The following is a 14,350-nucleotide window of genomic DNA, read 5'->3' as shown; positions in this document are numbered from 1 at the left end:
CGCAAAAGCGCGCGGCCACTTGGGCCTGCCGGGCGCCCGGCTCGGCCAGCGCCTGCGCCACGCGCTGACGCAAATCCATCGAGTATGCTTGCATACAGCCGCTTACGTACGCGGAGCGCCAGCAGCTACATTGTCTGTGAATCTGCTATAGGTCGCCTGAACCCCTTACTACAATTTTGATGGCAATCCTTTCCGTCTACCTGATGGAAATCCTGCAACTTACGAACGGTGCAACGCAGATTTGCTATAAATTATTAGAAGAAATGAAATATAGTTTTGGAATTCAATACCAGTAATATTGAGGTATTTCGGAGAAAACCCAATCTCTGTTCTTGAATAGGCCTGCTAATAACAAAATGCAAAAACTGGTTACGTAATATGCGGCTATTATTATTAATGGATGAATTGAGAACCTGCTTTTTTGCTCTCTTTCTGCGTATCTCTCTACAATTTGGACATGCTTTTTATTATGTAGGTAATATAGCACCAGCAAAAAAATGAATACAAAAGTGATTATGTGTCTGTATTCATTTGGTATAATAATGCTAAGAATATTAAATCCGTCTAAGGTCAATAATAGGGCGGATATATTAAACATACAGCATAGAGCCACAAATGCTACTGCGCCAAGAATAGGGAAGTCACTGTAGCTAGATCTAGCAGCCAATTGGTGCCCTTTAAAAAAGAGGTAGTTGTATATCTTCATCTGTCGCGTAAAGCTGTTCTTCTTAACGATAATTGCAGGCTTCCCTGTCAGGTAAGCCTGCCATGAGTTGGGGTATGCACGTTCTTTGATCCAGACAAAAAGGTCTGCGCAAAACTCTGCACAGACCTCTAAAAAGCAAAACAAATCGTACTCTCTACACCGCCCCGGCGCTGCGCGAGGCCGTTTGCTTGCGGCTCTGGTAGTACAAGGTCAGCCGCTCGTAGTACTTGTTGGCGCCCTGGTGCTGGGCGTCGTAGCGCTGGGCCAGCTGAAAGTAGCGGTGCGCGGCGGCGGCTTCGCCCTGCTCGGTGAGGCAGGCGCTGAAGCCGTAGTACACGCTGGCGTTGGTGGAGTCGAGCAGCCAGGCTTGGTTGAAGCGCTTGATGCTGGTCGTCAGGTCGTTGGCGTAGAAGTGGCTCCATCCCTCGGTCACGCTGCCTTCGGAGGCGGCCCGCCGGTCGTGGCGGTACTGCTTCAGCGACTGATTGATGAACTCCTGGTCGAGCTTGCGCATGGCCCGGGTCTTGGGCTGGTTGCCGTAGCGGGGCAGCGTATTGATGGCCAGGCCGGTGGTTTGGCCGTGGGCCAGGGTCCCGAGCAGCGTCAGGGCAGCCAGGGACAGGGCTACGAGCAGGCGTTTCATGGGCAGAAGCAGCTTTCAGCGGGCAATATAACAAGAACCGCCCGGGAAACGAACATCCCCGGGCGGTTAGTATTGGCGGCCTAGTGCTGGCTGGCCAGCGCACTTTCCTCCAGCACTTTGTCGACCCAGCTCTTGCCCCAGTTCTCAAATTCCTGCTCCGACCACAGCTGCGGGTAGAAAATGCGCCGCTGAAACTTCGGGGGCAGGTATTTGCGCCAGTTGGTGCCGCCGGTGGCCGGCACCGCGTCGCCGGCCTGGCGCTCCAGGTAGCGCACCGCCGATTTGTAGTGCATCAGCGGCCAGTTGATGTTCACGTTCACGTCCAGCTGCTTGAGCTGGCGCAGCAGGCGGGGGTGGCGGCGGTCTTCCTCGGGCAGGCGCTGCACCACGGCCCACACGTTGCGGTGGCGGAACTTGGTGGCGTGGTCGATGAGCTGCTGGTGATACTTACGCTCAAATTCGATCAGCGTCAGGGCTTTGGCGCCGCTATCCTCGATGGTGGCGCCGGCTTTCCAGTAAATGCAGCCCATGAGCTCCTCGTGGTTGTCGGATTCGCCCAGCAGGCGCTGCTTTTCCTTGTCAACGAGGTTGCCCAGGTCCGTGGAGCTGAGTTCGATAAAGCGGTATTGCACCGACTGAAAACCCGAGGCCGGCATCAGGGCCATGCGGAACTGCAAGAACTGCTGCCGGTCCATGCCGTCGACCATCACGTCGAACGAGTCGATGAGGTTTTCGAAGTAGCGGTTGATGCGGCCCAGGCGCAACACCAGCTCGCCCAGGGTGGGGTACTGCAGGTCGCCGATCTGTTCGTATTCCACCAGGCAGAGCTTGAAGTACAGCTCCGTAATCTGGTGGTACATGATAAAAATCCGCTCGTCCGGAATCTTGGTAATGGGCCGCTGCAGCGACAGCAGCGTGTCCAGCTCGATGTAGTCCCAGTAATTGACGTAATCGGCGTGGTACAAGCCTTCGAGGTAAGCCGCTAGGTCCTGGCCGTCGGCGGCATACTTCTCCTGGAGGCGCCGCAGTTGGGTAAGGACTGCGGGCGAAAACTCGTCCTGGTCTGGCATAGAGTAGGAAAAAGGGCGGGGGAGGGGTGGGTGAGGGTGTCACAAAGAACGAAAAAGAACAGAATATGCCAGCCGCACGGGTGGCTTTTGTATGGAGTATTGCCGGGAACCCGGGGGCTGTCAGCCGGTTGGTCGAATATGCCGTTGGTTTTGTGGGGTGGGGCAGTACCTTTAGCGCGCCTCCTTCCCACGCTATGGCAGAAAAAAGCTCTATTTTCGATATGATCGGGCCGGTAATGATCGGGCCGAGCTCTTCCCACACGGCCGGGGTGGTGCGCATTGCGCGGGCCGCCATCCGGGTGCTGGGCTCCATGCCCACCCACGCCACCATCACGTTCTACAACTCCTTTGCCCGCACCTACGAAGGCCACGGTTCCGACCGCGCCATCATTGCCGGGCTGCTCGATTACCCCACCGACGACAAGCGCATCCGCGAATCCTTCGAGCACGCCAAGGCCGCAGGGCTGCAGTACTCGTTTCAGGGCGTGGGCAACGCCTCTACCATGCACCCCAATACCATCCGGCTGGAGCTGCGCGACGAGCAGGCCGGCACCGAGGTGGAGGTTATCGGCCAAAGCCGGGGCGGGGGCGTCATCCGCATCGTGGAGGTCGACGGGTTTCCGTGCGACTTTTCGGCCGCGCTGCACACGCTCATCATCGATGCCGACGACGTGAAGGGCTCCATTGCCTTTATTGCCGACATCATCGCCCACGACGACTGCAACATTGCCACGATGAACGTGTCGCGCAAGGGCAAAAACCAGGTTGCCCGGCAGTTTATCGAAATGGATTCGGCCCTGACGGACATTTCGCTGCAGTACCTGCGCCACTTGCGGTGGGTGCACCAGGTGCGCTACATCCCCGCCATTGATTAAGCCTGGGGCGGTGCACTTTCCAGTATCAGTTTCTGACCATTAGTTCGTTGCTTTGCCACGGTGGTTGGCCGCGGGGCCGGCACCTCGTTGCTCCCGATAATTTTCTGCTCGATGAAACAAACCGACTCGTTTCCGTTGCGCGTAGCGGCTGGCGTGGCCTGGCTGGCTGCGCTCGGCGCCGTGGCGCCTGCCCAGGCGCAAAACACGCCCCCGGCCCCGCCCGCGGCGGCTGTGCCCCAGGCCGCGCCTTCCGGCCCCTTTACGCTGCAGCAAGCCGTGGAGTACGCCCTGCAGAACAACCTGACGGTGCGCCAGTCGCAGCTGCAGGCCGAGCTGAGCGAGGCCACGCTGCGCCAGAGCCGCTTCAGCCAGCTGCCCACGGCCAACGCCAACGCCTCGCAGACCTGGAACTACGGCACCAACGTGGACCCGCTCACCTACACCTTCCAGAGCCAGACTACGCGGGCCAATAACTTCTCGGCGACGGCCGGCCTGAACGTCTTCTCGGGCTTTCAGGTGCGCAATACCATCCGCCGCAACGGCCTCGATTACCAGGCGGCCTTGCTCGACATCGACCAGGCCCGCAACGACCTGTCGCTGAACGTAGCCTCGGCTTACCTGCAGTACCTGCTGGGCGAGGAGCTGCTGCGCGCCAGCCAGCTGCGCATCAACACCGACCAGGCCCAGATCGAGCGGACGCAGAAGCTGCTGCGTGCCGGCGCCGTGGCCGAGAGCAACCTGCTCGACGCGCAGGCCCAGCTGGCCTCCGACGAAGTGAGCGTGGTAACGGCCCAGAACCAGCGCGACCTGGCCCGCCTGCAAGTGGCTCAGCTGCTGAACCTGGACCAGGCCCGTACCAATTCCCTCGCGCTGGTGGTGCCCGAACTGCCCGACCCCGACGAGATGCCGGGCATGGACACCGACGCCGAGGGCACTTACCAGATAGCCCAGGGCACGCAGCCCCAGGTGAAAGCGGCGGATTTGCGCGTGCAGAGTGCCATGCGCAGCGAAGAAGTGGCCCGCGGCGCGTATTACCCGCGCCTGTCCTTCGGGGCCAGCATCTTCTCCGGCTACTCTTCCGCCCGCATCGCCCGCAAGCTCACCAACGACTCCACCATCGTCCCGTCGGGCTTTATCTACCAGTTCGACCCCCTGACCGGGGTGCCGACGCAGGTGCCCGGGGTGTTTGCCGGCATCAAGCAGCCGCGCTTTCAGACGCTGCCCGAGGGCTTCGTCTCGCAGGTGAAAAACAACCTGGGCAAGCAGCTGAGCTTCAACCTGAGCATTCCCATCGTCAACGGCTGGCAGACGCGCACCAACGTGCAGCGCTCCATCATCGGTACGAAGCAGGCCGAGGTACGGGCCGAGCAGACGCGCCTGCAGCTGCGCCAGACCATTCAGCAGGCCTACGCCGATGCCCTGGCAGCTCAGCGGCGCTACGCCGCTAACCGCCGGCAGGTGGAAGCCCTGGGCACCGCGTACCGTAACGCGGAAATCCGCTTCAACAACGGCCTGCTCAACGGCACCGACTTCAACCAGGCCAAAAACAACCTGGCCGGCGCTGAGTCGTCGATGATTCAGGCCAAATACGAGTATATCTTCCGCCGGAAGGTGCTCGACTTCTATCAAGGTAAACCCCTAGCGCTGTAATTGTTATCCGTGAGCAAGACGCAATGAACACCACCGGGCAGACTGCCGCCGCTGCGCTGGGGGCTGCCGGGGCGTTGTTCATTGCGTTTTTTTAATGGATAATTGCCGCCTGATCATCGGAAACTGATCATTGCTATGAAAAACAACCGTTTGTTGTTCATCCTCCTCGGCCTGATTGTGGTCGTGCTCATCGGAGGCGTGACGGCTAAGAAAAAAGGCTGGCTCGGTAAGCCCGAAGGCGCCGAGGTGCTCACCGACAAGGCCGCCCCGGCCAACATCGTGGAGAAAGTCAGCGCCTCGGGCAAGGTGCAGCCCGAAACCGAGGTGAAGATTTCCTCCGACGTGTCGGGCGAAATTGTGGAGCTGTACGTGCACGAGGGCGACTCCGTGCGCAAAGGGCAGCTCCTGCTGCGCATCCGGCCCGATAACTACCAGGCCATGGTCAACCAGCAGTCGGCGCAGGTAGGCACCCAGCAGGCCAACGTGGGGCAGAGCCAGGCCCGGCTGCAGCAGCTGATGGCCAACGCCAAGCAAACCGAGCTGACGTACCGCCGCAACGCCTCGCTCTACAAGCAGAAGGTGATTTCACAGGCCGAGTACGAGCAGGCCAAAGCCGCCTACGACGCCTCGCAGGAGGAAATCAACTCGGCCCGCGCCAGCATCCGGGCGGCCCAGAGCTCGGTGCGCTCGGCCCAGGCCGGCCTCGACGAAGCCCGCAAGAACCTGAACAAAACCACCATCTACGCCCCGGTGAGCGGCACCATCTCCAAACTTAACGTGGAGAAAGGCGAACGGGTACTGGGCACCTCGCAGATGGCCGGTACCGAAATCATGCGCATTGCCAACCTCAACTCCATGGAGGTGCGCGTGAACGTGAACGAAAACGACGTGAGCAACGTGGATCTGGGCGACTCGGCCATCGTGGAAGTCGACGCCTACGCCTCGCGCGGCGACAAATTCCGCGGCATCGTGACCAGCATTGCCAACACGGCCAAGGACGCGCTGACGGCCGAAGCCGTAACCGAGTTTGAGGTGCGCGTGCGCCTGCTGCCCGAGTCGTACCGCCAGCTGGTGCGCACGGTGGGCGGCCGCACGGTGGTGCCCTTCCGCCCCGGCATGACGGCCTCGGTGGATATCATCACCGACCGCAAAAACGGGGCGCTGGCCGTGCCGCTGGCCGCCGTCACCACGCGCTCGGATAGCGCCCTGGTAAAGGACAAAAAGGATGAAGGCGGCATCAAGGTGGGCCGCGGCCGCGGCGGCAACGGCACCGCCGATGACCAGGCCAAACCCAAGGGTGATATCGAAGAAGTCGTGTTCGTGGTGCGCAACGGCAAGGCGGTGCTCACGCCCGTCAAGACCGGCATCAGCGACTTCGACCACATCGAAATCCTCTCGGGCGTGCAGCCCGGCGACGAAATCGTGAGCGGTCCGTTCCGCGCCGTGTCGAAAACGCTGAAGGACGGTGCCGCGGTGGTGGTGAAAGACGCCAAGTCGCTGAACCGCGCCGCCTTGAAGGAAGGCGAGGGCGAGAGCAAAGACTAAGCCCCGGCACTACGCTAACCGGCGAGAGGCGGGTCCGAACGAACGTTCGGGCCCGCCTCTCGCTTTTTTTAGCTAAAATCGGCCATTCGTACGCTTGTAACGCAGACTTTCCGCTTGCGTAGTATTGAACAGCTCCGCCAGACGGGCATCGTTCGGGCTACGCCAGCGGAAAGTTTGCGCTACATTTCCCCTGCATTACCCTTGGAAAAAATTGCCATGATTGGCGGCGGCTCCTGGGCCACCGCGCTTGCCAAAATTCTCTCCGAAAACGGTGCCCGCGTAGGCTGGTGGCTGCGCCACAAAGACGACGTGCAGCACCTGCGCACCACCCGACATAACCCGCGCTACCTCTCGTCGGTGCAGTTCGACCTGACGCGGGTATTTCCTTCCACCGACATCGAGGAAGTGGTGAAAGAGGCTGATTGGGTGGTGCTGGCCGTGCCCGCCGCCTTCGTGAAAGAAGCGCTGGATAAGCTCGACCGCGACGCTTTGAAGGGCAAGCGCGTCATCTCGGCCATCAAGGGCATGATTCCGGGCCGCAACGAGCTGGTGACCGACTACGTGTCGGAGCGCTTCCGGCTGAGCCGCGAGAAGCTGGGCTGCGTGGCCGGGCCCTGCCACGCCGAGGAAGTGGCGCTGGAGAAGCAGAGCTATCTAACCATCGGCTCGCCCGACCTAGCCCTGGCTGAGGACTTCGCCCAGGTGCTCCGCAACCGCTACGTGAAGGCCCACGCCGCCGCCGACCTCGACGGCATCGAGTATTGCGCCGTGATGAAAAACATCATTGCCCTGACCTGCGGCATTGCCCACGGCCTCGGCTACGGCGACAACTTCCAGGCCGTGATGGTGGCCAACGCGGTGCAGGAAATCCGCCGCTTCCTGTACGCCCTGAACCCCCAGCCGCGTGACCTATCGGCCTCGGCTTACCTAGGCGACTTGCTAGTAACGGCCTACTCGCAGTTTTCGCGTAACCGCACCTTCGGCAACATGGTGGGCCGCGGCTACTCGGTAAAGTCGGCGCAGATGGAGATGAACATGGTGGCCGAGGGCTACTACGCCGTCAAGAGCATCTACGAGGTCAACAAGGACCTACGGGTGAACATGCCCATTACTTCGGCCGCGTACCATATTCTGTACGAGAAGATTGCGCCGACCGTGGAAATAGAGCTGCTGAAGGAGAAGTTCCGGTAGGCGTGAGACAACGGTTGGTCAACATCGGCAACGGGCTGCTGGTTGCACCTGTTGCTGGTGTTGTATTGTGGATTGGTAACCGGTTTGGCGCTGGTATGAAGCTGAAGCCATGGTTGGCTAGGTACTCCAGAGCTGCCCATTGCTGGGTTTGCGTCTGTTTTGGCAGCTGCAGGTCGCGGCCCAGGTTGTGCATCGAGCCGCTACAGTCGGGGCAGCGAATCGGGGCTTCGGGGTGACGATGCGCCGGCAAGAGGTTCTCTGCCAGTCGCCGCTTGAAGCCCTTGCCGCATTGGAAGCAGGCGTAGGTGCATTTGTACGTGGTAGCGTATCTACACATCGGTTTATCCGTTGAATGAGCACTAAAACAACTTGATTACGCAAACTAAGTCGCCAACCAACAATCTGCCCGGCGTACTATAGTATCATCCTGACCCTTCACTACCAACTGCCAATGGCCACCTGGGACTACCACAACTTTGACAACGACGCGGCGGCTGACTTCGCCGAGCAATTTCGCCAACGCCCCAACGAGGCCTTGCTTTACGAGGCCCTGGCCACGGCCGCCGAGGAAGAAGGCGTGATTGAGGCCGCCGACGCCAGCCAGGCCCTGGCCGCCGCCGAGCTGGTGGCCGCCATCATCGGCAAGCCTGCCGCCGACATGCCCGTGGGCCTGCTGCCAGCGGCCACGCAGCTCGATGCCGATGGGCAGGAGGACCTGCAGGAGCTGGCCCTCGAAGCCGTGGAAGCCGTGCTGCGCGGCTCCGAGTTGCAAGAGCGTTGGGCCGCATCGGACAACTACGCGGACTGGCAGGCCCTGCAGCAAAATCTGCTGGAACGCCTACAACTCGACGAAGACTGAGCCCATGCCCTGGTTCGTACTGGCCCTGCTCACTGCCCTGGCGCTGGCCTTCTACAACTTTTTCATCAAGCTGGCGGCCGACCACGTGCCCGCGGCCGTTGGCGCGGTGGTGCTGCAGCTGGTGGCCGCCGCGCTGGGGGCCGTGTGGCTGCTGCGGCTAAAGCTGCAGGGGCAGCCGCTGCCCGTCACGAGCAAGGGCCTGTGGCTGGCGGCACTGGCCGGCCTGGGCGTGGGGCTGGGCGAAATCCTGACCTTCGTCGTGTTCAGCCGCGGCGTGCCCTCGTCGGTGGGTACGCCGGTGATTGTGGGCGGCTCGGTGCTGCTCACGGCGGTGCTGGGCCTGGTGGTGCTGCGCGAGGCTCTCACGCTGCCGCAGCTGCTGGGCCTGTTGCTCATCGTGGGCGGTATTGCGCTGCTTGCCCGCGGCCACTGATTTGTTACCCGGCGGCAGCAGCTTGGCATTTCACATCTTCATGCTATTGTAAAACCAAGCACCAACCTGGTTAATTTGCCGCAGCACTGGCCGCTAATGCGCCACGTGCTTTTTACCGACATACCCGCATCCGCCGCGAGGCCAGAGGAATGGTTAACTCGCAGCCGGGCCAGCCGACGGCGTCGCTAAGGCGCCCCGGCTCGGGAGTGGCAGACGGCCCTCCACTGCCCCACGCCGCCCGGCGGATGCAGGTGGAACAGGCACCCCGCGGGGTGCCTGTTCGCGTTTGGCGTGGCTTGTTAGTTTTTGATATCGAGGTGTATACGCAGGATATATGCCAAAAATCGTATTTATTCCGTTCACCAACGGCCCGTCGGGTCGTAAGCCAAAGGCCGAACCCAACCCTTTTGCTTATGACAGCACAACAATCTTTTCGTGGCGCGGCCCCCAACGCCACGGCGCAGCGCACACCCGCTACGGGCACGGCGCACGTCAATGTGGGCCTCACCGAGCGGGTGCTTTCGGCAGTAGCCGGCGCGGCGCTGGCTTATGCAGGCACGCAAACCCGGTCGAAAATCGGCAAGCCGGTACTGCTGGCCCTGGGAGCAGGGCTGGCTCTGCGCGGCGCTTCTGGTTATTGCCCACTCAACCAGGCCTTCGGGCGCGACTCCGCGCCGACGCAGCTGGCTCCGGTTGAAATCAAGGAAACCTTCACCATTTCGCGGCCCATCGACGAGGTGTATGCCTACTGGCGGCAACTCGGAAACCTGCCGCGCTTCATGGAGCACCTCGAAAGCGTGCGCCAGCTCGATCAGCGCCGTTCGCACTGGGAGGCCCGCGTGCCCGGCGGGGCGGGCACCATCAGCTGGGAGGCCGAAATCACCACCGAGGAACCCGGCCGGCTGCTAGTCTACCGGTCGTTGCCCGGCTCGCAGATCGACCAATCGGGTGAGGTTCGCTTCCGCCCGGCGGAGGGCGGTCAGGGGACCGAAATCCAGACCATTACGCGCTACCGGGCGCCGGGCGGAGCCTTGGGTAAGGGCGTGGCCAAGCTGCTGAATCCTGCCTTGGCCGAGCTGGTGCGCCGCGACGTACGCCGCTTCAAGATGGTCATGGAAACCGGCGAAGCAGGCACTACGCACGGCTAGGGCCCGGAGCGCGGACCCAACGCGGACTAACCGACTGCTGGTACTGCAGCGGTTATAAGCCAGTGCAAAGGGGTAACCGGCCGGGCTGCCGCCTTTCGCCATATCATCACAGCCAGCTGTAAGGCTTGGTTGCCGCAGCAGTTCTTCAACCTTACCGTAACCATGTAAATAGATACTGTATTGCGGGCGCAGGTCGAAAGCAGTCCGCACGTGCATTTCATCTACGAGCTGGCTACGGGGCGCGTCGTGTACGTCAACGCGGCTTACCAGCAACTGCTGGGTGGCCGCCCGGCGTACGTCGATGAGGAGCTGCCCGGCTTGCTGCGCCGCCTGCACCCCGAGGACCGGTCCTACCTGGCGAGTGCTGGGAGCGGTGGAGGCGGGGCGAGCTGCACGAGGAAGTCGTGTTCCGGCTGCTGCAGCCCGGGCAGCCGGAGCATTGGTTGCAACTCACACCGAGCTACGGCCCGGTCGGCAGCCACGCGCCCCGCTGGCTGGGCGGGGAGTTGCGCGACATCAGTGCTGCCCGGCACTACAAGGCCCACGCCTACCACTTCAACGCCCGCAAGAATACCTTGCTGGAGCTCCTGTCGCTGGACCTAGCTGACTGCCTGAGCCTGGCCCAGCGCCTGAGCCGCGACGCGGACGAATCCGTGCATGATTTCATCCGTCAGTGTCTGAGCGAGGGGGAGCGGCGCATTGTGGCTATCAGCCAGGGCAGTGTGCAGCTCATCCGGGATTTTGTTGAGGACGAAATTCAGGAGTTGGTCATTGTGGAGATGCACCGGGGCACCATAGGCGTAGCCAGGCTGGAAGGCCAGGGCACCACCGTGGTGGTGGAGTTGCCCACGCTGCCCGAATAGCCCTTGCACACCCCGCGAAGCGAAGCTTGGAAGAAAATTTTCCGGCGCAAACGTTTGTACTGGCCGCCCGTCCCAACGCTTTGGGCGGGCGGCCGTAATTTTGGCCTGCACTTCCGCCATTCCCACCCCAGAGCGCGCCTCGGCGGCGCATGGTACCACCAAACCCCTGGGCTCATCATGATTTCATTGGCATTGCCAAACCAGATAACACCGCGCACGCACCGCCTGGCCGTGGCGACGTGGTTCTTTTTGCAAGGAATAATCTTCGCGAGCTGGGCCTCGCGCATTCCCACCATTCAGCAGCGCATGGGCTTGTCGGAAGGCGACCTGGGCCTGCTGCTGCTGGCCATTCCGCTGGGGCAGTTGCCCTCATTGCCGCTCACCGGCTGGCTGATTCACAAGCACGGCAGCCGGCGCATGGCCATTGCCGGCGCTATGCTCTACAGCACCGCGCTGGTGGGGCTGGGCTGGGCGCCCACGCTCTGGCTGCTGGTGCCCTGCCTGGTGCTCTTCGGCTTCGCCAGCAACCTGATGAACATTTCCATCAACACCCAGGCCGTGGGGGTGGAGGCATTGTACGACAAGCCCATCATGGCCTCGTTTCACGGCATGTGGAGCCTGGCTGGCTTTACCGGGGCGGCCATCGGCATGGTCATGAACGGCTTTAGCGTGTTGCCCGAATATCACTTTCTGCTCATCCTGGGGCTGATTCTGCTCGGGGTAGTGCTCAGCTACGGCGCCTTGCTGCCGCATTCGCCCAGCGACGAGGCCGAGGACCAACCCCTGTTTGTGTTACCCGACCGCACCCTACTTACCCTCGGGGCCATTGCCTTCTGCGCCCTGATCTGCGAGGGGGCCATGTTCGACTGGAGCGGAGTGTACTTTAAGAAAGTGGTGCATGCCGACAAAGGCTGGGTCAGCGCCGGCTACACGGCGTTCATGAGCACCATGGCTCTGGGCCGCTTTGGTGCTGACTGGCTCACGGCCCGCCTGGGGCCGCGGCTGGTGATTCAGCTCAGCGGCTGTCTCACTGCCTTTGGGCTGCTGATTGCGGTGCTGTTTCCCACGCTGCTGCCCGCTATGGTGGGCTTTATGCTCGTGGGCTTCGGCACCTCGTCGGTGGTGCCGCTGGTGTACAGCGCGGCCGGTAAGTCCACGGTCATGTCGGCCGGCATGGCGCTGGCGGCCGTGTCCACCATCGGCTTTCTGGGCTTTCTGATCGGCCCGCCGATTATCGGGCTGGTGGCCGGGGCTACTTCGCTGCGCATCAGCTACTCGCTCATCGCGGTGATGGGCCTGTGCGTGGCGGCGGTGGCCACGAAGGCCAAGCTGTAGGCGACGCGGCTCAGCGCGTGCATAGCACAGCCGGCATAGTAAGAGGTAAAAAGGTGGTTCGGCGGATGAGCTTGCGGGCTTGCATCCGCCGAATTATTTTTTGGCCCAAGGGTAGCTGCTAGCGGAGAATTATTCTCCGGAAGGCCGAACAAATTCCTACCTTGGGGGTATAGTACCTGCAACCTCAGCCCAAACGCCCATGACCCCAGAACAGCCCAATTCTCCGCAAAACGGCCATAACGGCCAGCAAAACGGCAACGGCCACTCGCCCCTGGACGGCACCGGCACGGCCGTAACGGGCACTGGCACTTCCCAGGACCAGCGCACGGCGGAGGGCGAAGGCGCCCAGACCCTGACCACCCGCCAGGGCCACCCGCTGACCAATAACCAGAACATCCGGACCCTGGGTAGCCGCGGCCCGGCCACGCTGGAAAACTACGCCTTCATCGAGAAAATCAGCCACTTCGACCGGGAGCGAATTCCCGAGCGCGTGGTGCACGCCCGCGGCGCCGGCGCCCACGGCGTATTCGAGGCCTACGGCAAGGTGGGCGACGAGCCGATTGCCAAATACACCCGCGCCAAACTTTTCAATACCCCCGGCAAGCAGACGCCGGTGTTCGTGCGCTTCAGCACGGTAGGCCACGGCGGCCACTCGCCCGAAACCCTGCGCGACCCGCGCGGCTTCGCGGTGAAGTTCTACACGGAGGACGGCAACTGGGATTTGGTGGGCAACAACCTGAAAGTGTTCTTTATCCGGGACGCGATGAAGTTCCCGGACCTGATTCACTCCCAGAAGCCCGACCCGGTAACCAACCGCCAGAGCGGGGAGCGGATTTTCGACTTTATCTGCAACACCCCGGAGGCCATGCACATGGTGAGCTTCCTGTTTTCGCCCTGGGGCATTCCGGCCAACTACCGACAGATGCAGGGCTCGGGCGTGAACACCTACAAGTGGGTGAACGACAAGGGCGAAGCCGTGCTGGTGAAGTACCACTGGGAGCCGCTGCAGGGCATCAAAAACCTGACGGCCCAGGAAGCCGAGGCCATTCAGGCCAAAAACTTCAACCACGCCACCCAGGACCTGTTCGAAGCCATTGAGCGCGGCGACTACCCGCAGTGGGAACTGCTGGTGCAGATCATGTCGGACGACGAGCACCCCGAGCTGGACTTCGACCCGCTCGACGACACCAAAATCTGGCCCCAGGACCAGTTCCCGTGGCTGCCGGTGGGCAAGATGACCCTGAACCGCAACCCCGAAAACTACTTCGCCGAGGTGGAGCAGTCGGCCTTCGGTACCGGTGTGCTCGTGGACGGCCTGGACTTCTCCGACGACAAAATGCTGCAGGGCCGCACGTTCTCGTATTCCGATACGCAGCGCTACCGCGTGGGCACCAACTACCTGCAACTGCCCATCAACGCACCCAAGAAGCACGTGGCTACCAACCAGCGCGACGGCCAGATGGCCTACCACGTGGACGCCGCGCCGGGCCAGAACAACCACATCAACTACGAGCCCAGCTCGCTGAATGGGCTGAAGGAGGCCCCGCGGTCGGCCCCCGACCACACGCCGGAGTACACCGGCCGGGTGATGAAGCAGGTTATCGACCGGCAGAACAACTTCAAGCAGGCCGGCGAACGGTACCGCCTGCACGAGGACTGGGAGCGGGACGACCTGATCAACAACATGGTGGGCGCTCTGGCCGACGCCGACCGCCGCGTAAGCGACAAAATGGTGGAGCTGTGCACCAACTGCGACCCGGATTGGGGCCAGCGCCTGGCCGATGGCCTGGCCGCCGCCCGTAGCGGCAAGCAAGCCCAGGGCGGTAACCAGTACAACGACGCCCAGCAAAAAGAAGCCGTGGCCCAAGCCGAAGCGCAAGGGCACGAAGCCAAGCCTTACTAGGTAGTTGGCATCGGGCAAGTGGTAGCCGGACGCGCTAACTGCCTCCCGGGCTACTCTTAATAAAACCGCTGCTGGTTCGACTCGCTCTGAGTTGGGCCGGCAGCGGTTTTTGTTACCTGTACTTCCGGC

12 protein-coding genes are annotated in these 14,350 nt (G+C 61.9%); 10 read left to right on the top strand and 2 right to left on the bottom strand.

Features of this window, described 5'->3' with window-relative positions; genetic code table 11:
* Positions 1-860: 860 nt before the first annotated feature.
* Positions 861-1,349, bottom strand: coding sequence for a hypothetical protein (locus B0919_RS17710; protein ID WP_078013619.1), 489 nt, complete (start codon positions 1,347-1,349; stop codon positions 861-863).
* Between the two features lie 80 nt (positions 1,350-1,429).
* On the bottom strand, positions 1,430-2,419 hold the full coding sequence (locus B0919_RS17705; RefSeq protein WP_078013618.1) for a tryptophan 2,3-dioxygenase family protein: 990 nt from the start codon (positions 2,417-2,419) through the stop codon (positions 1,430-1,432).
* A gap of 194 nt (positions 2,420-2,613) precedes the next feature.
* Between B0919_RS17705 and sdaAB the strand changes: the two genes are divergently transcribed.
* The 10 genes from sdaAB to B0919_RS17655 all read left to right on the top strand — a co-directional run bounded on the left by sdaAB (position 2,614) and on the right by B0919_RS17655 (position 14,221).
* Positions 2,614-3,294: an L-serine ammonia-lyase, iron-sulfur-dependent subunit beta gene (gene sdaAB / locus B0919_RS17700; protein ID WP_078013617.1), complete on the top strand. Its 681-nt coding sequence runs from the start codon at positions 2,614-2,616 to the stop codon at positions 3,292-3,294.
* 111 nt (positions 3,295-3,405) lie between these two features.
* Positions 3,406-4,944, top strand: coding sequence for a TolC family protein (locus B0919_RS17695; protein WP_078013616.1), 1,539 nt, complete (start codon positions 3,406-3,408; stop codon positions 4,942-4,944).
* Between the two features lie 135 nt (positions 4,945-5,079).
* On the top strand, positions 5,080-6,489 hold the full coding sequence (locus tag B0919_RS17690; RefSeq protein ID WP_078013615.1) for an efflux RND transporter periplasmic adaptor subunit: 1,410 nt from the start codon (positions 5,080-5,082) through the stop codon (positions 6,487-6,489).
* A 201-nt stretch (positions 6,490-6,690) separates the two neighbouring features.
* The gene (locus B0919_RS17685; protein ID WP_254846602.1) at positions 6,691-7,680 is read left to right on the top strand and encodes an NAD(P)H-dependent glycerol-3-phosphate dehydrogenase; all 990 of its coding nucleotides are present in this window, start codon (positions 6,691-6,693) and stop codon (positions 7,678-7,680) included.
* A 451-nt stretch (positions 7,681-8,131) separates the two neighbouring features.
* Entirely contained in the window at positions 8,132-8,539 is a 408-nt protein-coding gene (locus B0919_RS17680) for a DUF4259 domain-containing protein (protein ID WP_078013613.1), read from the top strand.
* A 4-nt stretch (positions 8,540-8,543) separates the two neighbouring features.
* Complete coding sequence (locus B0919_RS17675; RefSeq protein ID WP_078013612.1) at positions 8,544-8,972, top strand: EamA family transporter; 429 nt, start codon at positions 8,544-8,546, stop codon at positions 8,970-8,972.
* 413 nt (positions 8,973-9,385) lie between these two features.
* Positions 9,386-10,120, top strand: a complete 735-nt coding sequence (locus tag B0919_RS17670) for an SRPBCC family protein (RefSeq protein WP_078013610.1) — start codon at positions 9,386-9,388, stop codon at positions 10,118-10,120.
* A 404-nt stretch (positions 10,121-10,524) separates the two neighbouring features.
* Positions 10,525-10,983, top strand: coding sequence for an ATP-binding protein (locus B0919_RS17665; RefSeq protein WP_078013609.1), 459 nt, complete (start codon positions 10,525-10,527; stop codon positions 10,981-10,983).
* A gap of 177 nt (positions 10,984-11,160) precedes the next feature.
* Positions 11,161-12,318: an MFS transporter gene (locus B0919_RS17660; RefSeq protein WP_078013608.1), complete on the top strand. Its 1,158-nt coding sequence runs from the start codon at positions 11,161-11,163 to the stop codon at positions 12,316-12,318.
* Positions 12,319-12,517: 199 nt separating this feature from the next.
* Positions 12,518-14,221 (top strand): catalase, encoded by a 1,704-nt coding sequence (locus tag B0919_RS17655; protein WP_078013606.1) that lies wholly within the window; start codon positions 12,518-12,520, stop codon positions 14,219-14,221.
* Positions 14,222-14,350 lie beyond the last annotated feature (129 nt).

The sequence above is a fragment of the Hymenobacter sp. CRA2 genome, from assembly GCF_002007105.1.
In the GTDB taxonomy this organism is placed as follows: Bacteria; Bacteroidota; Bacteroidia; order Cytophagales; family Hymenobacteraceae; genus Solirubrum.
The sequence above is the reverse complement of the archived record's forward strand: the minus strand, read 5'-3'. Positions and strand labels throughout refer to the sequence as shown.

Coding starts and splice junctions, on each gene's coding strand:
- B0919_RS17710 (WP_078013619.1), bottom strand. CDS start 1,349: ATGAAACGCCTGCTCGTAGCCCTGTCCCTGGCTGCCCTGACGCTGCTC.
- B0919_RS17705 (WP_078013618.1), bottom strand. CDS start 2,419: ATGCCAGACCAGGACGAGTTTTCGCCCGCAGTCCTTACCCAACTGCGG.
- sdaAB (WP_078013617.1), top strand. CDS start 2,614: ATGGCAGAAAAAAGCTCTATTTTCGATATGATCGGGCCGGTAATGATC.
- B0919_RS17695 (WP_078013616.1), top strand. CDS start 3,406: ATGAAACAAACCGACTCGTTTCCGTTGCGCGTAGCGGCTGGCGTGGCC.
- B0919_RS17690 (WP_078013615.1), top strand. CDS start 5,080: ATGAAAAACAACCGTTTGTTGTTCATCCTCCTCGGCCTGATTGTGGTC.
- B0919_RS17680 (WP_078013613.1), top strand. CDS start 8,132: ATGGCCACCTGGGACTACCACAACTTTGACAACGACGCGGCGGCTGAC.
- B0919_RS17675 (WP_078013612.1), top strand. CDS start 8,544: ATGCCCTGGTTCGTACTGGCCCTGCTCACTGCCCTGGCGCTGGCCTTC.
- B0919_RS17670 (WP_078013610.1), top strand. CDS start 9,386: ATGACAGCACAACAATCTTTTCGTGGCGCGGCCCCCAACGCCACGGCG.
- B0919_RS17660 (WP_078013608.1), top strand. CDS start 11,161: ATGATTTCATTGGCATTGCCAAACCAGATAACACCGCGCACGCACCGC.
- B0919_RS17655 (WP_078013606.1), top strand. CDS start 12,518: ATGACCCCAGAACAGCCCAATTCTCCGCAAAACGGCCATAACGGCCAG.